The 15,933-nt window shown below is 64.7% G+C and carries 19 protein-coding genes and 1 pseudogene; 16 read left to right on the forward strand and 4 right to left on the reverse strand.

Features of this window, described 5'->3' with window-relative positions:
* From ACM43_RS15030 to ACM43_RS15055, 6 genes and pseudogenes are all read left to right on the forward strand, one after another.
* The gene (locus ACM43_RS15030; RefSeq protein WP_271540070.1) at positions 1-276 is read left to right on the forward strand and encodes a hypothetical protein; all 276 of its coding nucleotides are present in this window, start codon (positions 1-3) and stop codon (positions 274-276) included.
* 198 nt (positions 277-474) lie between these two features.
* Positions 475-3,641 (forward strand): annotated as a pseudogene (locus ACM43_RS15035) (CheR family methyltransferase).
* Entirely contained in the window at positions 3,641-4,399 is a 759-nt protein-coding gene (locus ACM43_RS15040; protein ID WP_271540072.1) for a Crp/Fnr family transcriptional regulator, read from the forward strand. Before ACM43_RS15035 ends, ACM43_RS15040 begins: the two are co-directional and overlap by 1 nt.
* Before the next feature lie 140 nt (positions 4,400-4,539).
* Positions 4,540-4,746: a hypothetical protein gene (locus ACM43_RS15045; RefSeq protein ID WP_271540075.1), complete on the forward strand. Its 207-nt coding sequence runs from the start codon at positions 4,540-4,542 to the stop codon at positions 4,744-4,746.
* 120 nt (positions 4,747-4,866) lie between these two features.
* Positions 4,867-5,049, forward strand: a complete 183-nt coding sequence (locus ACM43_RS15050; protein WP_271540076.1) for a hypothetical protein — start codon at positions 4,867-4,869, stop codon at positions 5,047-5,049.
* Positions 5,050-5,247: 198 nt separating this feature from the next.
* Positions 5,248-5,445 (forward strand): hypothetical protein, encoded by a 198-nt coding sequence (locus ACM43_RS15055; protein ID WP_271540103.1) that lies wholly within the window; start codon positions 5,248-5,250, stop codon positions 5,443-5,445.
* A 159-nt stretch (positions 5,446-5,604) separates the two neighbouring features.
* On the opposite strand, the gene ACM43_RS15060 is transcribed toward ACM43_RS15055, so the two are convergent.
* Positions 5,605-5,889 carry a hypothetical protein gene (locus ACM43_RS15060; protein ID WP_271540078.1) on the reverse strand — a complete coding sequence of 95 codons (285 nt, stop codon included), beginning with the start codon at positions 5,887-5,889 and terminating at the stop codon, positions 5,605-5,607.
* Between the two features lie 270 nt (positions 5,890-6,159).
* Here ACM43_RS15060 and ACM43_RS15065 point away from each other — a divergent pair, with 270 nt between their 5' ends.
* The 5 genes from ACM43_RS15065 to ACM43_RS15085 all read left to right on the forward strand — a co-directional run bounded on the left by ACM43_RS15065 (position 6,160) and on the right by ACM43_RS15085 (position 8,853).
* Positions 6,160-6,369: a hypothetical protein gene (locus ACM43_RS15065; RefSeq protein ID WP_271540081.1), complete on the forward strand. Its 210-nt coding sequence runs from the start codon at positions 6,160-6,162 to the stop codon at positions 6,367-6,369.
* Entirely contained in the window at positions 6,366-6,569 is a 204-nt protein-coding gene (locus ACM43_RS15070) for a hypothetical protein (RefSeq protein ID WP_271540083.1), read from the forward strand. Before ACM43_RS15065 ends, ACM43_RS15070 begins: the two co-directional genes overlap by 4 nt.
* A 64-nt stretch (positions 6,570-6,633) precedes the next feature.
* A complete protein-coding gene (locus tag ACM43_RS15075) occupies positions 6,634-7,710 on the forward strand; it encodes a flavodoxin family protein (protein WP_271540085.1) in 1,077 nt (358 codons plus the stop codon).
* Positions 7,707-8,606: an NAD(P)/FAD-dependent oxidoreductase gene (locus tag ACM43_RS15080; protein WP_271540087.1), complete on the forward strand. Its 900-nt coding sequence runs from the start codon at positions 7,707-7,709 to the stop codon at positions 8,604-8,606. Before ACM43_RS15075 ends, ACM43_RS15080 begins: the two co-directional genes overlap by 4 nt.
* A 58-nt stretch (positions 8,607-8,664) precedes the next feature.
* Positions 8,665-8,853 carry a hypothetical protein gene (locus ACM43_RS15085; RefSeq protein WP_271540089.1) on the forward strand — a complete coding sequence of 63 codons (189 nt, stop codon included), beginning with the start codon at positions 8,665-8,667 and terminating at the stop codon, positions 8,851-8,853.
* Between the two features lie 15 nt (positions 8,854-8,868).
* Here the strand turns inward: ACM43_RS15085 and ACM43_RS15090 are convergent, their stop codons facing one another.
* Positions 8,869-9,126 (reverse strand): hypothetical protein, encoded by a 258-nt coding sequence (locus ACM43_RS15090; protein ID WP_036013744.1) that lies wholly within the window; start codon positions 9,124-9,126, stop codon positions 8,869-8,871.
* Positions 9,127-9,411: 285 nt separating this feature from the next.
* Here ACM43_RS15090 and ACM43_RS15095 point away from each other — a divergent pair, with 285 nt between their 5' ends.
* Entirely contained in the window at positions 9,412-9,786 is a 375-nt protein-coding gene (locus ACM43_RS15095) for a hypothetical protein (RefSeq protein ID WP_036013747.1), read from the forward strand.
* A 4-nt stretch (positions 9,787-9,790) separates the two neighbouring features.
* Here ACM43_RS15095 and ACM43_RS15100 read toward each other — a convergent pair whose 3' ends face one another.
* Positions 9,791-11,131: a polysaccharide deacetylase family protein gene (locus ACM43_RS15100; RefSeq protein ID WP_109143439.1), complete on the reverse strand. Its 1,341-nt coding sequence runs from the start codon at positions 11,129-11,131 to the stop codon at positions 9,791-9,793.
* A 157-nt stretch (positions 11,132-11,288) separates the two neighbouring features.
* On the reverse strand, positions 11,289-12,116 hold the full coding sequence (locus tag ACM43_RS15105) for a polysaccharide deacetylase family protein (RefSeq protein ID WP_271540094.1): 828 nt from the start codon (positions 12,114-12,116) through the stop codon (positions 11,289-11,291).
* Positions 12,117-12,199: 83 nt separating this feature from the next.
* Between ACM43_RS15105 and mgtE the strand changes: the two genes are divergently transcribed.
* From mgtE to ACM43_RS15125, 4 genes are all read left to right on the forward strand, one after another.
* Positions 12,200-13,621 carry a magnesium transporter gene (gene mgtE / locus ACM43_RS15110; protein ID WP_128265350.1) on the forward strand — a complete coding sequence of 474 codons (1,422 nt, stop codon included), beginning with the start codon at positions 12,200-12,202 and terminating at the stop codon, positions 13,619-13,621.
* 114 nt (positions 13,622-13,735) lie between these two features.
* Complete coding sequence (locus tag ACM43_RS15115) at positions 13,736-14,053, forward strand: helix-turn-helix domain-containing protein (protein ID WP_271540097.1); 318 nt, start codon at positions 13,736-13,738, stop codon at positions 14,051-14,053.
* 122 nt (positions 14,054-14,175) lie between these two features.
* Positions 14,176-14,994: an aldo/keto reductase gene (locus ACM43_RS15120; RefSeq protein ID WP_271540099.1), complete on the forward strand. Its 819-nt coding sequence runs from the start codon at positions 14,176-14,178 to the stop codon at positions 14,992-14,994.
* Positions 14,995-15,040: 46 nt separating this feature from the next.
* Positions 15,041-15,871 carry a hypothetical protein gene (locus ACM43_RS15125; protein ID WP_271540101.1) on the forward strand — a complete coding sequence of 277 codons (831 nt, stop codon included), beginning with the start codon at positions 15,041-15,043 and terminating at the stop codon, positions 15,869-15,871.
* The last annotated feature ends 62 nt before the right edge of the window (positions 15,872-15,933 follow it).

Below are 15,933 nucleotides of genomic sequence, written 5' to 3' on the forward strand. Positions count from 1 at the left end.
ATGGCCATCTCCGAACAAGCCCAACAGCTCGGTGTCGAGCAGCACCTTTTGGTCAAGGCCGACCGGGACATCGAAGAGGGCTCGCAGCGCATCCGCAAGCAGGAGGATCGTGTGCGCGACCTTCGCGCCGGCGGTCATGATACCCGCGAGGCGGAACGGCTGGTCGACGTGTTCAAGCAGAACCTCGCCGAGTGGGAGCGCCACCGCGTTCTGATCGCGCAGCGCATCGCGTATCTGCAACGGCAGGTGGCTGCAGTACAGCCCGAAGCTGGTTGATGGTCCCCGCGTTCAAAGCCGCTCGTCGCCTAGCTGGCCGAGATGCCGCGCGGCTCCCCCGGGCTGAGACACGCGAAAGATCGAAGGAAGCTCTATGGGCATTATTGTCTTTCAACTGTTGGGATCGAGCTAATTTCTGTTATCTGCAAGGATCGGGCGCCCGTTGGTGCCGGCCAGTGAGAGAGAGCTACCAGGTCCATGACTGAAGTCGGCGAGCAAGCGGCGGAAGGAGAGCGCCAGACCAAGTCCCCGCTCGTGATCGGCGTCGGCGCCTCACCGGCCGCTCTGGAGAGCATCGAGCGTTTCTTTGCCAAGATGACCTTGAGCGACGACCAGGCGATCGTGCTGGCGCTTCAGCACCACGAGGCGTTCGATGAGGCTCAGCTGCGTCAGATCGTGCAAGGCTCGAACGGCGGCAGGTTGTCCGACCCCGGCCACGGCCAACCGATCGAAGGCCGGAACATCTATCTGTGCCCGCCGGCGATGATTACCACGATCCAGGGCGGCCGTTTCGCGATCCGCAAGGCCGAGCAGGCACCGGGCGAGCGAGCCACGATTGACAGCTTCCTGGTATCATTGGCGGAGGAGCACGCCGAGAAATCCATCGGTGTGATTTTGTGCGGGACCGGCGGCGACGGCACGCTGGGTACTGCGACGCTGAAAGATCACGGCGGTCTTGCCATCGCTGAAAGGGTCGCCAGCGAGAAATCGGCCCCTCTCAAGGATGCCAACACGGCGGCGGCGATCGCCGACTATGTGTTGCCGGCCGAGGAGATTCCCGAGCACATCCATGTCTATGCTCGCCATCTGCGTCGTCTGGAGGAAAAGCAGGGGTTCGACGAGGTGCTCGCCGCCGCTGCGACACGCTCTCGCGGATAGCCGACATCCTGCGTAACAAGACCGGCAACGATTTTCACGGCTACAAGCAAAATACCTTCCTGCGCCGGGTGCAAAGGCGCATGCAGGTCGTCCAGATCGAGGACATCCCCGCCTACGTGGATTTCCTGCGCAACGACAAGGATGAGGCGCAACACCTCTTCAATGATCTCCTGATCGGCGTCACCGAGTTCTTCCGCGACAAGCGCGAATTCGAGGTTCTGGAGACCCAGATCATTCCAAAGATCTTCGAGGGCAGGGATGCCGCTCAGCAGGTTCGCGTCTGGGTGCTCGGTTGCGCCACCGGCGAGGAGGCCTATTCGATCGCCATCCTGCTGCGCGAGCACATGGCACGGATGGACTCCACGCCGCAGGTGCAGATCTTCGCCACAGATATCGACGGTCGGGCGCTCGCCGCCGCACGCGTCGGCCGCTACCGCACCTCCATCGAGGCCGACATGACGAGCGAGCGCCTGGCGCGCTGGTTCGTGCGGGAGGGGGACACCTATTGCGTGGTCAAGGAGCTGCGCGAGATGTGCATCTTCTCCCAGCACAACGTCATCAAGGACGCGCCGTTCTCCAGGCTGGACCTGGTTTCGTGCCGCAATCTGCTGATCTATCTCAACGCGGAGCTTCAGAACCGCGTCATTCCGCTGTTTCACTTCGCGCTGTTGCCCGACCGCTATCTGTTCCTCGGAAATTCGGAGAATGTGACGCGGCATCCAAAGCTGTTCGTGCCAATCGACCGCCGTGCGCGCATCTTCAGGAAACTCGATACCGGAACGCGGCTGCCTCCCGAGTTTCCGATCACGACCGCTGCGAGCAGGGCGACGGTCGACGTGCCGCCGGTGCGCTCGCTCAGCCCTGACGTCGGCCTGGAGCGGCGCGCGCAACGGATCGCGGACCGATATGCCCCGGCTTACGTCATCACCGACGAGAGTTTCCAGATCTTGCACTTTTCGGGACGTACCGGTCGGTACATCGAGCCAACCGCCGGCGCCGCTAGGCTCGATCTGCTTCAGCTCGTGCATCGCGATCTCCGCCTCGAGCTGCGGACCGCGCTCGGCCGCGCGGCGGAAACCAACGAGCCTGTCAATGCCGAGCAGGTGCACCTCGGCGTGAACGGGCACCGCATCCTTGTGAGCATCACGGTGGAGCCCATTCAGGACGACGCCGGCGGTCACCGGAACTTCGTCGTTTTGTTCAAGGACGGACCGGCCCAACCGATCAGGGACGACCAGGGCAAGTCCAACGCCCTCATTCGCACCGAGCATGTCGAGCGCCTCGAAAGCGAGCTGCGCGCAACACGTGAGCGCCTCCAGGCGACCATCGAGGAGCTCGAAAGTACCAACGAAGAGCTGAAATCCTCCAACGAGGAATACCAATCGCTCAACGAAGAGCTTCAGTCCGCCAACGAGGAGCTCGAGACTTCACGCGAAGAGTTGCAGTCGGTCAACGAAGAGCTGACGACGGTCAATGGCGAGCTGGCGCACCGCGTCCAGGAATTGACGCGCGCCACCAGCGATCTGAAGAATTTCCTCGAAAGCACGCAGATCGCGACCGTGTTTCTCGACAACGATTTACGGGTGATGACTTTCACCCCGGCTATCACGCAAGTCTTGCACCTGGTGGAAACCGATGCTGGCCGCCCGATATCTCACATCAAGGCGCGCGTTCCGATCGAGGCGCTCTACGACGATGTCCGCCGCGTGCTGCGCACCCTGGCCAGCGCCGAGCGCGAGCTGACCGCGCCGGATGACCGCAAGAGATATATCGCGCGCGTCTTGCCGTACCGCAGCGTCGACAATTTCATCGCAGGCGTCGTCATCACGTTCATCGATGTTACGGAGATTACCCGCGCCGAGGAGCGGCAGCGCCTGCTGCTGGCCGAATTGCAGCATCGCGTCCGCAATACGCTTGGTGTCGTGCGTTCGATCGCCCGCCGTTCGGCGGAGACGAGCACCACCGTGGAGGAATACGCCTCCCATCTGGACGGACGGCTCAACGCCTTCGCCCGGACCCAGGGACTGGTGACGCGGGATCCCGAGGGCGGTGTCGATCTCGAATACCTGGTAGTGGAGGAACTGCTCGCCTACAACGCCCGCGAAGGCGAGCAGATGCGCGTTTCGGGCCCGAAGGTCCGCTTCCAGCCCAAGGCCGCCGAAACGTTCGCTCTAGCCATTCACGAACTCGCGACCAACGCGCTGAAATACGGAGCGCTGAGTCAGCCGTCAGGCCGCATAGACGTGTCCTGGCGCATCGACGAAAGCACGGAACCCGCACAATTGACGGTCGAATGGCGGGAGCGTGGGGGGCCGCAGGTGCCGCCGCCGCTGCGGAAAGGTTTCGGAACCGAGCTTCTCGAGCGTACACTGGCGTTCGAGCTGAAGGGCCAGACCACGCTGACCTTCCATTCGGGGGGGCTGCAATGCACGATCATGATCCCAGTGACCAAGGGCTCCTTCCACACTCCCCCTGTGGCTGAGTGATGTCCTTGTCGATCGCCGACCGCAGCGTTTTGGACCCGGCCATTCGCCGGTTGAATGCGCTGAGGCCGCTTTCGTCGGAGGCTCGCGCGTCACTTGAATATGCGATGCTCGAAGGGGTGCAGCACGCTGGAGCAAACGAGGACCTGATCTCCGAGGGAGACACCGTCGACAGTGTCCGCATCGTGCTGTCGGGCTGGCTCTGCCGCTATAAGATGCTCGAGGATGGCCGGCGCCAGATCGTTAACTTCATCTTTCCCGGCGAAAGCTGCGACGCTCATGTATTCCTGCTCTCGACCATGGATCACACCATCGGTACGTTGACCCCGGTCGTTTACGCCGAGGTCAAGCGCGCGCGCTTCGATAGCCTGCTGGCGGCCGACCGTTCGCTTGCCGAAGCATTCCTTTGCGAGACGCTCGTCAACAACGCGGTTCAGCGCGAATGGGCCGTCAATCTCGGCCGTCGCGTCGCGCTCGAGCGCGTGGCGCATCTGTTCTGCGAGATCTTCGAGCGGTTGCGTCCCGTCGGCATGGTCGACGGCAACAGCTGCGCAATGCCCGTGACGCAGACGGATCTTGCCGACGCCACCGGCCTCTCGGTGGTCCATCTCAATCGCACACTTCAGGAACTGCGCGCATCAGGACTGATCGTGCTGCGCGACCGTACCCTGGTCATCAAGAATCTCGACGCGCTCAAAGATGTGGCTCTGTTCTCGCCGGGTTATCTGCAAGTCTATCGCGGTGGTCGAGAGCGCGGATGAAAAGCCGCCGTCGGCCGTCTGCACACTAGGAACAGCGACTTACCTGAGCTAGTCTACCGGTATCACCGGCCAAGGCCTGTCCGTAGGCGCCGGTGGCTGAGAGATCGCGCGCTCCCGCCTGCATGATGAGGAGCGCGGCCATGGATGGTGATCATCTTGGTCTGGAAACTCGGCAACTCCTGGCACGTGCCGATCGAGCCATCGAAGAGAGCATTCGCCTGCGGGCTATCAATGCCGAAGTCAGGCGGCAGCTCCGGTGGGCCCGCTATGAAATGGAACAGCAGCTTGCCGAGTCCTTGGCGAGGCACGACCCAGCGAGCGGTCGTGCACCCATCTTCGATCCATGAGGTCGCGCAACTTTCGACCTAATGAAAGTGTGCACATCTGCGCAATTACTCATTTTGAGTAACCTAGGTAAATGCGCGGCTTGGACACGTGGCTACCATGCGACCATGGACCATGCGACCATGCGCGACGCCCTCTTTCTTCGCGCCTCTTGCGCGATCGATGCCAACCACGCTCTGCGGGAGGAGCGTCGGCTGCTCATGGAGCATCGCGATCGAATCGTGGCCGAGATGCGCCTGGCCGTGTTTGAGAGCGCCATGCTTCGTACGGAAATCAAGGCTTGCCGCGAGAATGAGGACAATTAACCCGCGTTTGGCGCAGTTGGCGTCTCCGAGGAATGATGTTTCCTCAGTCACTTAAGGCTCCAAGCAGATTTTTTGGGCAGCGCGGGCAACCGTTTCGGTTCCAGAACGTTAGATGCAGGTCAGCGCGACTTTGCCTGGCATTATCACCATATGAACGCAGTGGCGCGTTCCGCTGACTACAGGGATACGCCCATGACGATGATGCGGCGTCGGATCAAACACGAGGATACCTTGGAGACCCGGCTGGCAGCCGAAGCGGAGCGGTTGCGCGAAGAGGCCAAATTGCTGCCGCCCGGCGCGGCGCGCGATGAAATGTTGCGCAAGGCGCGACAGGCGGAAACGGGGTCTCAAATGAGCGAATGGCTGCGCTCACCGGGCCTGCAGCCGCCGAATTGACGGGCGCAGCGCCTGCAGCCTGGCAGGGCTGCACGCGCCGGGAACGGGTTAGATGTCGGCGCGTACCGATGCGCTGATATCGTGGGCAGAAACCGGAAAAATGAGCGCCACGTCCATCGTTCCCCGTTGCGTCCGGTTGTCACCCGGCGGTGCGGGGAATCAACGCCGCTTCGCGGCTTTGGTTCGCCGGTTGTAGGGCGAGCGATTGGCGGGCCGCAGCGAAATTCCTTCGCGCTGCGCCTTGCTGCGAATGGCCGCGACAGGGCGCTGAAGCTTGATGCTCATCACGCCGGTTGGCGTGTTGCCTTTCGCAAGCTGCTTCAACTTGCTCACATCCGCAGGCGTCCACGGCTCGCGTGCGCGGCGCTTGTAAGCGGGATTTGCCTTGCGTGGTCCTTTGCGGCCAATCGGCGAGCCCGGCCGCTTCCATGCTGCTTTTGCCATGATGATCTCCTTCAAGTCGTTCTTGAACATACGAATCAGCATTTCGGTTCCGGCGCAGCCCGGATCGATCGGACGCTGCGGTTGTGCTTTGCGCAAAATCGCGCAGCGTTAACTTATTGAAATGCTGGAACCGCGAATTGCGGCGGAAGCTACCAGCATTGCCGGGCTGGGCCGCCCCGACCGGCAAGTGACTTGAGACACTAGAGAACTTGGGCCCCGGCGCCTGATCCCCCGCCGGGGCCAATTTCCCCCGCATCATGCGTGAGTCCCATGACCGCCAAACGTAATCGCAGGAAACAGACTCAGTCGCTCCAGGAGCGGCTTGCTGCCTTCGCCGAGAAGGCCCGCGAGCGCGCAAGCAGCCTGCCGCCCGGTAGGGAGCGCGAGATGCTGCTGCAGCGCGCCAAGCAGAACGAAATGACCTCGAACCTTACAGACTGGCTGAGCACACCCGTGTTGCCGCGACGAGGACCGTCATGACGGGAAGCTTCAAGCACTACCGCGCGTTCCAGATCGATCCGGACGGACATGTGTTCGGATGCATCAACCTCGTCTGCGACAATGACGAACAGGCCAAGCGCGAAGCCGCCGCGCTCGTGCTCGTGCATCGTATCGAGCTGTGGCGGCTCGATCAAAGGATCGCCAAGTTCGATGCACCGCAGGAGCTTGCTCGCCACTAAAGCTTGGGAACCGCGCGCTCGGCGCTGGGTTGGTCGGAGGACACCGACCTCGCCAGGAGCCAGCATGACGGATGCCGACATTCGCAAGGGGATGCCGCCCGTCAAGCTGTCGCGCGAAGAGTTCGCGCAGCGCTACAAGCGCCAGTTCGTCGATCCCGCCTTTGCTCCGCTCGGGCGTGAGCTCGACGCCATCACTGCGGCGGCCTGGGATGCCTACAGCCATTCGCGCAAGGCACCGTTGACGCGGAAGGCCGGCGCAGGCTTTTCCGACCCGGACTACGATCTCGCCGTCGACTGGCTCGATGCGCGCGCAAAAATCCTGGAGGCGCAGCGTCGCCACGACGATGCCGACGAGACGCCGCGCATCCTGATCATCAACGGCTCGGCCCGCAGCGAGCACACCTGTCCCGGCGAGATGTCCAAGACCTGGCGACTGGTCAAGCTGGCCGAGCCCGTCTTCATCGAGATGGGATTTATTGTCGACATCCTCGATCTGTCGCGCCTCGCCTCGGAATTCGGCAAGACCATTCATCCCTGCAAGTCCTGCGTCGGCACCGCCATGCCGCTGTGCCACTGGCCGTGCAGCTGCTATCCGAACTACTCGCTGGGCCAGACCCACGACTGGATGAACGAGATCTATCCGCTCTGGGTTGCGGCCCACGGCATTCTGATCGTGGCACCCGTGAACTGGTATCACGTGCCCGCCGGGCTCAAGGCGATGATGGACCGGATGGTTTGCGCCGACGGCGGCAATCCCGATCCGACCTCGACCCACGGCAAGAACGCCGCGGAGGCGAAGGCCATCGAGATGAAGGGCTGGCCCTATCCGCGCCATCTCGCCGGCCGCCATTTCGGCCTTGTCGTTCACGGCGATGCGGTCGGCGCCGAGGGCGTGCGCCGGGCCTTGTCGGACTGGCTGACCGACATGCAGCTGATCTCGGCAGGCCGCTACGCCGAGCTCGACGGTTATGTCGGCTATGGCGAGCCATACGCCACATCCCATCGCGAGCTCGACGAGGACCGCGAATTCCAGCAGGAGGTGCGGAATGCGGCGCGTGCGCTCGGCAACGCGGTCCGGCTGGCGCGCAGCGGCCGCCTCGAGGAGCCCGGCGCCGGTCTTGCGGACCCCAACCCCAAATGACGCTGGCGCAGTTTGATTGCCTGATCATTGGCGGCGGCCCCGCGGGACTGATGGCTGCGATCTATCTGGGGCGCTTCCGCCGCAGCGTCTGCGTCGTCGATGCCGGCGCCAGCCGCGCCGCGCTGATCCCGCGCAGCCACAATGTCCCGGGCTTCGTCCACGGGCTCTCGGGCGCGGAGCTGATCGCCCGCATGTCGGCGCAACTGGGCGAACTCGCCGTCACGCGCGTGGAAGCCGAGGTCACGGCGTTGCAGCGTCACGAACACGGTTTCGAAGCGAGCTGGAATGGCGGCATGCATGCGGCCGCCACGGTCGTTCTCGCCTGCGGGATCGTCGATACCCATCCGCCGTTCGACGATTGGCGCGCCGCCGTCGCGGATGGCCTGCTGCGCTATTGCCCGGTCTGCGACGCCTTCGAGGCGACCGGCCGCCGCATCGGCGTCGTCGGGCCGCTGGATCGTGCCGCCGCAAAGGCGCTCTTCCTGCGTGGCTATGCGCGCGACGTGACGCTGCTTGCGACCGGCGCGGACGACGCGAAGGCCGCAACGTCGGAGCTGTCCGAGGCGGGCGTCGGAATCGTGTTCGCGCCCGAGCTGCGCCTGGCGCGGCGGGACGGCGGCGTTGAAGCGGATTTCGCCGACGGACGTACCGCGCAATTCGACATCGTCTATCCTGCGATGGGCGCGGAGGTTCGCTCCCAGCTCGCGACGGCGCTGGGCGCCGACCACACTGCGGACGGTCATTTGAAGGTCGACGATCACCAGCGCACGTCGATCGCCGGGCTCTACGGCATCGGCGACGTCGTCACCGACCTGCACCAGATCTCGGTCGCGTTCGGCCACGCGGCCATCGCGGCCTGCACGATCCACAACAGCCTGCCGCCGCGATTTGCGTGATGGGAACGAAGCGTGGGCTGCCGTCTTGACTGGGCGGATCCGCGAAGGAAGAGAGCCCATGCTGGAAGAGAAGCTCAAGGAAGCAATCGTCAGCGAGTTGCAGCGTCAGGCTGCCGACCGGCCGCAATCGCTGAAGGTCCAGGGCGCGGGAGAGGCGAAGGGCTCGGAGGAGCTGACCGTCAACGGCAAGATCGACCTCGGCGCGCTGGTCATGGTGATCGCAGGATCGGTCGCAGGCGGGCCTTGAGCTCGACCGGCGGCCTCAGCCATACTCCTCGCCGATGCCGTATTCCCGGTAGATCTGCAGCGGGTCGAGCTCGGGAAATAGACGGCATTTGGCCTGCGCGAGATGCAGGCTCACCGCAGCAGGCTCCTTGCCGTTCGCGAGCAGCTTGCGGATGTCCTCCATATGCGCATTCGGCTGGTGCTTCGGTTCGAGCTGCTCCAGCGCGACCAGGGCGGTCGCGAGTGCCTCGGTCAGAACCCAGTCGTCGTGGCCCGTGATTCCCTTCTTCGACATCGGAAGAACCCCACATCTGGTGGCGGTCACAGTTTACCGCGCCTTCGGCCAAATCGCCATTGAGCCGTTGCGGGCCGTTCGCGCGCGCGAGGCCAGGGGGCCATGCTCCGGCTTGCCTTATGGCCGCGTCAGGCTAAAAGGCGGCTAGTTGCGGGGGCGGCAGTATCTTTGTTGAAACAAACTTGGCGTAGATGGGCCGTATCCAGGCTCGCCGTTCCGGTCTGGGTCCCGATCCCGCACGTCGCAACACCATAGGGTTGCGACCCCCTCAAGCTTCGAGCCAGCATGGTTTTTCTCAGTTTCGTCTACCGCTTCCTCACCAATTTCGCCTTCATGGCGGTGGTCTATTTCAGCTTGAACTTCATGGAAAAGTATCCGAACCGCGCGATCCTGGCGATCCTGGTGCTGGTCTATGCCGCCATGCGCGCGGCCTCGACGCTGCGGGCGTTCTACTTCTTCCAGAAGATCGAGAAGCTGGAGGCCGAGACGAAGCGCCTTCAGGCTCCGATCAACGACGGTTCGGGCAGCACCACTGCGCGCAAGCAGGTGATCACCGACGTCGCGCGGCTGCGGCGGGACGGCGAGCTCAAGTCCTACATGGACCTGTTCTTCCTGGCGCTGATCGTGCTGCTCTGCGTCGCCGCCATCATGCGGCAATAGCAGCTCAGGCGCGCTTTTTCAGGCTGGCGACGCGGGTCGGACGGGGCGGCACGCCCTTGGAGGCCGCGCCATTTGCCGCGGCGCTCTTCGCTGCGGTACTCTTGGGTACGATGTCGACGGGCTGCGCGGCATGATCTGCCGCAGCCGGCGCCGCCTGGGCGGTACGCCGCCCATGCAGCTTGGCCGTCTTGCCCTTCGCGCCTCTGCCCTGTGCTGCCTTGTCCTTGGCCGGATGCGGCCTCTCGGCCGCCATGGCGAGCCGGGTCGCGGCGCGCCGCGATGAGGTCGTCGACATCAGCACCTCGACCGAGCCTTCCGGAATCGCGAACAGATCGCGACCCGGGACGGGCAGGGTGGATGCGAGGTCGATCTGGCCCTTGCTCCGGCGCGGCAGCAGCGACTGATGCTCGCCCTGCACATTGAGGTTCGCGAGCGCAGGCGCCGGCAGCGTCCTGGTCTGCGTGAACACGAAATGCGGCACGCGCGGCCAGCGCGCGATCGGCGTCGTCTCGGATGGCGGATGCATCAGCCATTCGACCGGCGTGGTCGGCGTCGCCGGCCGCTCGGGACTGGCGGGCACCACATGCACAATGCGATAGCCGCGTGCCTTGAGGTCGCGGATGATCTTGGGCAGCGCCGCCACCGTGCGAGCCTGAATGTCGTGCAGCAGCAGGATGCCCTTGCCCTTGGCCTCCAGCCGCTGGATCGCGAGCTGGTAGACGCGGTCGGACGACACGTGCCGCCAATCGTCGGCCGGGAAGTCGGCGCTCCAGACCTGGAGGCCGCGCGCAATCAGATGGTTCTCGATGCCCTCGGCGCGCATCAGCCCGGGAATGCGGAAGAACGGGGCGAGCTGCGACGGATCGGTCATCGCGGCTGCGGTCCATTCGATGCCGCCATTGATCTCCGCCTCGGCCTTCTCGATCGGCATCCGGTCGAAGGTCAGCGGATGGTCCATGCTGTGCGTGCCGACGGTATGGCCCGCCGCGACCAGCTTGCGCACGCCTTCCGGATTGGCCTTGGCCTGGTTGCCGACGATGAAGAAGGTCGCCTTGATGCATTCGTCGGCGAGGATCTTGAGCACCTGGTTGGAATATTTCGGGATCGGACCGTCGTCGAAGGTCAGGACGACCTCATGGTCCTTCAGCGGCAGCGTCTCGCGGTACTGCATGGTGCCGATCAGCGGATGCTCGCGCGGATCGACAACGAGGGTGCGGGAGGTGCCGAGGGCGTCGGGGTGGCCGGGACACTCCGCCGCGAGCGCGGCCGGCGAACCGGCGGTGAGCATTCCCAGACAGAGGACGATCCACGATCGCGTCCGCAAAACAACGCTACTTCCGATCATGAACCTCGTCTGCCCCCATGCAATTTGGCGCCCTAGATAGGTCGGAGATGGCTCAAAACGGTTCAGCCGCAGCCGCTCTCATCTTCACGGGGTAGCATGAACAGAGTGTTAATTGGCCCCAAATCACCCCATTTTGCCCGGGCGTGACATTCCGGCATCAGCGCGTATCGGCGCTCTTCTGTGATGTGCCCGCCGGGACGATGTGGACCACCCGATAGTCGTTCTCCCTCAGATACCGTAGAAGCGCCGGCATCATTGCGGCCGTGCGCGCCTTGTTGTCGTGGAAGAGGATGATGCCCTTGCCGCTCGCGGCGAGGCGCTCGGTGACGAGCTTCAATTGCTGCTCGGGCGTCATCTCCTCCCAGTCGCTGGCCCATAAATCGGCCCCGAACACAATGATGCCGCGCGACTGGAGCAGGTCGAGCTGTGCTTGGGTCGACTCGAAATAGGGAAAGCGGAAGAATGGCGTCGAGGGTGTCGTCGTCGGGGCCCCGTGCAGCGCCATCTCGTCTGCGGCAATGCCCCGGTCGATGTCGGCCATGGCCTTCTCGAACGGAATACGCCCCATGAACGGATGCGAGTAGGAGTGATGGCCGACGGTGTGGCCCTCGCGGGCGATGCGCTTGACCATGTCCGGATGTTCGGAGGCGTGCTGGCCGATCAGGAAAAAGGTCGCGCGCACGCATTCCTGTGCCAGCGCCGCCAGCACCTTCGACGTCGTCGGCGGGTTCGGCCCGTCGTCGAAGGTCAGCACGACCTCGCGATCGGCCAATGGCAGCGTCTGCGGAAAGCTCTTCAGACCCACGCGCGGATAGGTCTTGGGATCGACGCTGAGGACGCGCGAGGTGCCGAGCGCGTCCTTGCGCGGGCACTTGGCGGCCTTCGTCTCGGCGGCGCCGATGACGGTTGCGGCAGTGCCGCCGATGGTCGCCGCGAGCGCGCCCGCCATGGTCGAGGTCCACCTCAGTCGCAGCATCTTTGCCATTGCGCTCGGCTTTGCCTTGTGGGTATTGCCTGAAGCCTCAGCTCACACCACCGGTTCCAACCTGTCAAACGGCGAGGCGCGCCATGGATGAACATCTGGACGTTGCCACACCCGCTGCGGATTCGGTACTCGACCACGTGCCGATGCGCAATGAAGACGGCGATATCAGGCACGAATTCGTCGAGGAGGTCGCCCGTGCGATCGAGGCCGGCGACAGCGCGGCGCTGCGTGCCTGCGTCGCGGAGCTGCACGAGGCCGATCTCGGCGATCTGATCGGCGCCCTCGAGCCCGACGACCGCGTCCGCCTGGTCGAGCTCACCGGCCGCGATTTCGACTTCTCGGCGCTAAACGAAGTCGACGAGACCGTGCGCGAGGAGATCCTCGAGGAGCTGCCGCCGGAGACGGTCGCCGAGGGCGTCCGCGAGCTCGAATCCGACGATGCGGTCGAGCTCTTGGAAACCCTCGGTGCCGAGGAGCAGGAAGAGATCCTGGAGAAGCTGCCGCTCAAGGAGCGCGTCGCGCTCGAGCGCAGCCTGCTATACCCGGAGAACTCCGCCGGCCGCCGCATGCAGACCGAGTTCATTGCCGTGCCCCAGGATTTCACGGTCGGCCAGGCGATCGACTACATGCGCGAGACGCCGGATCTGCCCGACCGCTTCTACGAGATCTACGTCGTCGACAAGGAGCAGCACTGGCAGGGCGCGGTGCCGCTCGACGTGCTCCTGCGCACGCGCCGGCCAGTGGCGCTGACCGAGCTCACCGACGAGGATCGCCGCCGCGTCTCCGTCCTGGAGGACCAGGAAGAGGTGGCGCGCATGTTCGGCAAATACAATCTCGTCGCCGCACCCGTGCTCGACACCCAGGACCGCCTCGTCGGCGTCATCACCGTCGACGACGTCGTCGACGTCATCGAGGAGGAGGCGGACGAGGACCTCAAGGCGCTCGGCGGTGTCACCAGCGACGAAGAGCTATCGGACACGTTCCTCACCATCGCCCGCGGCCGCTTCAACTGGCTGCTGGTGAACCTCGCCACCGCGTTCCTGGCGTCCTCCGTGCTCGGCCTGTTCGAGGGCCAGCTGGAGAAGATGGTCGCGCTCGCGGTGCTCGCGCCGATCGTGGCGAGCCAGGGCGGCAATGCCGCGACCCAGACCATGACGGTGGCGGTGCGGGCGCTGGCGACGCGCGAGCTCGGTTCCTCCAACGCCTGGCGGGTGGTGATGCGCGAGGCCCTGGTGGGCCTCGTCAACGGCCTCGCCTTCGCCGTGATCACCGGCATCGCCGCGGTGGCCTGGTTCAAGATCCCGGGCCTCGGAATCGTCATCGGGCTCGCCATCGTCTGCAACCTCGTGGCCGGCGCGCTCGGCGGCATCCTGATCCCGATGGCGCTGGATCGCGTGCGGGCCGACCCGGCGGTGGCGTCGGGCACGTTCGTGACCACCGTGACCGACGTCGTCGGCTTCTTCTCCTTCCTCGGGATTGCGACGCTCTGGTTCGGGTTGAAGTAGGTCTCACTCCGGCGTCATTCCGGGGCGCGCCACTCGGCGCGAGCCCGGAATGACGACAACCATCTTTAATCCCACTTTAAGCGACCTGCCGCATCATCGCCTCTGCTTGGGGGAATGGGCATGCGGTTGCGGCTGAAGGCGGACGGACGGATCGTCGAATTGCGGGATGGGCAGGAGTTTCCGGTCCAGCCGCTTTCGGTTCAGCCGACGGCCAATGCGGCGCCGGCTGAGACCGGCCCGCTCGCGGTGCGCGATCTGCGCCGGCGCGCCTGCCTGACCCAGATGGAGTTCGCCGCCAGGCTCGGCGTTCCAGTCGAGACCATCCGCAACTGGGAGCAGGGCAAGCGAGCCCCCCGCGGCCCGGCACGCGCACTGCTTGCGGTGATCGCGCATGCCCCGGACACGGTGTTCCAGGCGCTCGCCAAGGCCTGACGTACAACCTCCCGTTAGGCCTGCATCGAATATCCCGCCTGGCCGCCGCGGCTTCCGTTGGCAGCATCATCGACCGGGTCCATAATGACTTCCGGGGCTGCCGCAACGGAAGAGGATTCCTCATGCTGTTCGTCGAGGCCAATGGCGCGAGGATCCCGGCGATCGGTCTCGGGACCTGGGAGCTGAGCGGAAGGCCGGCCGCGCGTGTGGTCGAGCAGGCGCTACGGCTCGGCTATCGCCATATCGACACCGCGCAGGTCTACGACAATGAGCGCGAGGTCGGCGACGGCTTGCGCGCCTCCGGCGTGCGCCGCGACGACGTCTTCCTAACCACCAAGGTCTGGACCAACCATTTCGCACCCCATGATCTCGAGCGCTCGGTGAAGGAGAGCCTCGCCCGCCTGCGGCTTCCCTCGGTCGATCTGTTGCTGCTGCACTGGCCCAATCCCCAAGTGCCGCTCGCCGAGACGCTGGGCGCGCTGTCGCATGCGAAGACGATGGGCCTGACGCGTCACATCGGCGTCTCCAATTTCACCGTGGCGCTGATCGAGCAGGCGGTCGCACTGTCGGCGGAGCCGCTGGTCTGCAACCAGGTCGAGTATCACCCCTATCTCGATCAGGCGAAGGTGAGGGCGGCCTGCGACCAACATGGCCTTGCCCTCGTCGCCTACAGTCCGATCGCCAAGGGCCGCATCAAGTCCGACCAGACGCTGGCCGAGATCGGTCGCGTCCACCGCAAGACGCCGGCGCAGGTCTGCCTGCGCTGGCTGGTGCAGCAGAACGTTGCCGCGATCCCTCGCACCTCGCGCATCGAGCGCCTGTCGGAGAACATCGAGATCTTCGACTTCGAGCTGTCGGAAGACGAGATGAGCCGCGTCGCCGCGCTCGCCAATCCGAAGGGACGGCTGACCGACTTTGGCTTCGCCCCGAAATGGGATTGAGAGGGACCCGGGGTATGCTAGGACGGTGGCAACCCAAGATCGGTCGATGGAACTGCGGAAGATCATACGGACGGACATTGCCGCCTCGGCAATCGCCCATCTGACGCTGGTGGCGCTGATCATTGTGATCAGCGAGGTCCGTCCCTTTCACAGCCAGCCGCCCGAAACGGTCGCGGTCGACATCGTCACGCCGGAGCAGGTGAAGCAGGAGGAAACCAAGGCCGAGGAGAAGAAGGAAGAGCCGAAGCCGCCGGAACCGCTCCCTGACCTCAAGCTGCCGAAGCCGGATATCACCGACAGGGCGGAGGCATCGAAGCCCGCGGCCAGGCCGCAGGCGGCAGCACCTTCGCCATCACAGCAGGCCTCGCCCGAGCCGCAACAGAAGCAGCCGCAACCCTCGCAGGCCTCGAAGCAGCGTGAAGCCAACGCGCAGCCGCCGCCGGCGTATCAGGCGCCGCAACCGGACGTCACCATCAAGTACGGGGTCATGCTGGGCCTGCCGCCCGAATTGGCGGTCGAGCCGAAAGGCGCCAAGGACGACGGCGGGGATGCCAGCGATTCAATCGCTGCAAAGCTTCCGTCCGAGGTCATCGCGGAGCTTCGCCGTCATTTGCGTAGCTGCTCCAAGCTGCCGGCCGGTGTCGCGCCGACCGACAACGTCCATGTCAAGCTGCGCACCGTGTTCGCCACCGACGGCACGCTGGCGCGCGAGCCCATCCTGATCCAGGCGCCGCCGTCCGCCAAGGGCGTGGCCATCGTCAAGTCTGCGATGAGCGCGCTGCAGAACTGCCAGCCCTACAAGATGCTGCCGGCCAATTTGTACGGGGAATGGAAGGTGCTGGATCTGCCGTTCAGCCCGAAGGATTTCGGCGGATAGCGCTGCCGTAGCCTGGATGGAGCGAAGCGTAATCCGGGGCCGCTCGCCCGGCGTCTCGCACC

Origin of the sequence: Bradyrhizobium sp. CCBAU 45321, assembly GCF_028128975.1 — a bacterium.
GTDB lineage: Bacteria > Pseudomonadota > Alphaproteobacteria > Rhizobiales > Xanthobacteraceae > Bradyrhizobium > Bradyrhizobium yuanmingense.

What these genes read in the sequence shown, in the direction of transcription:
- ACM43_RS15115 (WP_271540097.1), top strand. Translation starts at nt 13,736, where the DNA reads ATGGGCATGCGGTTGCGGCTGAAGGCGGACGGACGGATCGTCGAATTG.
- ACM43_RS15030 (WP_271540070.1), top strand. Translation starts at nt 1, where the DNA reads ATGGCCATCTCCGAACAAGCCCAACAGCTCGGTGTCGAGCAGCACCTT.
- ACM43_RS15065 (WP_271540081.1), top strand. Translation starts at nt 6,160, where the DNA reads ATGACCGCCAAACGTAATCGCAGGAAACAGACTCAGTCGCTCCAGGAG.
- ACM43_RS15075 (WP_271540085.1), top strand. Translation starts at nt 6,634, where the DNA reads ATGACGGATGCCGACATTCGCAAGGGGATGCCGCCCGTCAAGCTGTCG.
- ACM43_RS15060 (WP_271540078.1), bottom strand. Translation starts at nt 5,889, where the DNA reads ATGGCAAAAGCAGCATGGAAGCGGCCGGGCTCGCCGATTGGCCGCAAA.
- ACM43_RS15090 (WP_036013744.1), bottom strand. Translation starts at nt 9,126, where the DNA reads ATGTCGAAGAAGGGAATCACGGGCCACGACGACTGGGTTCTGACCGAG.
- mgtE (WP_128265350.1), top strand. Translation starts at nt 12,200, where the DNA reads ATGGATGAACATCTGGACGTTGCCACACCCGCTGCGGATTCGGTACTC.
- ACM43_RS15100 (WP_109143439.1), bottom strand. Translation starts at nt 11,131, where the DNA reads ATGATCGGAAGTAGCGTTGTTTTGCGGACGCGATCGTGGATCGTCCTC.
- ACM43_RS15120 (WP_271540099.1), top strand. Translation starts at nt 14,176, where the DNA reads ATGCTGTTCGTCGAGGCCAATGGCGCGAGGATCCCGGCGATCGGTCTC.
- ACM43_RS15050 (WP_271540076.1), top strand. Translation starts at nt 4,867, where the DNA reads ATGCGCGACGCCCTCTTTCTTCGCGCCTCTTGCGCGATCGATGCCAAC.
- ACM43_RS15095 (WP_036013747.1), top strand. Translation starts at nt 9,412, where the DNA reads ATGGTTTTTCTCAGTTTCGTCTACCGCTTCCTCACCAATTTCGCCTTC.
- ACM43_RS15055 (WP_271540103.1), top strand. Translation starts at nt 5,248, where the DNA reads ATGATGCGGCGTCGGATCAAACACGAGGATACCTTGGAGACCCGGCTG.
- ACM43_RS15080 (WP_271540087.1), top strand. Translation starts at nt 7,707, where the DNA reads ATGACGCTGGCGCAGTTTGATTGCCTGATCATTGGCGGCGGCCCCGCG.
- ACM43_RS15125 (WP_271540101.1), top strand. Translation starts at nt 15,041, where the DNA reads ATGGAACTGCGGAAGATCATACGGACGGACATTGCCGCCTCGGCAATC.
- ACM43_RS15085 (WP_271540089.1), top strand. Translation starts at nt 8,665, where the DNA reads ATGCTGGAAGAGAAGCTCAAGGAAGCAATCGTCAGCGAGTTGCAGCGT.
- ACM43_RS15105 (WP_271540094.1), bottom strand. Translation starts at nt 12,116, where the DNA reads ATGGCAAAGATGCTGCGACTGAGGTGGACCTCGACCATGGCGGGCGCG.
- ACM43_RS15045 (WP_271540075.1), top strand. Translation starts at nt 4,540, where the DNA reads ATGGATGGTGATCATCTTGGTCTGGAAACTCGGCAACTCCTGGCACGT.
- ACM43_RS15040 (WP_271540072.1), top strand. Translation starts at nt 3,641, where the DNA reads ATGTCCTTGTCGATCGCCGACCGCAGCGTTTTGGACCCGGCCATTCGC.
- ACM43_RS15070 (WP_271540083.1), top strand. Translation starts at nt 6,366, where the DNA reads ATGACGGGAAGCTTCAAGCACTACCGCGCGTTCCAGATCGATCCGGAC.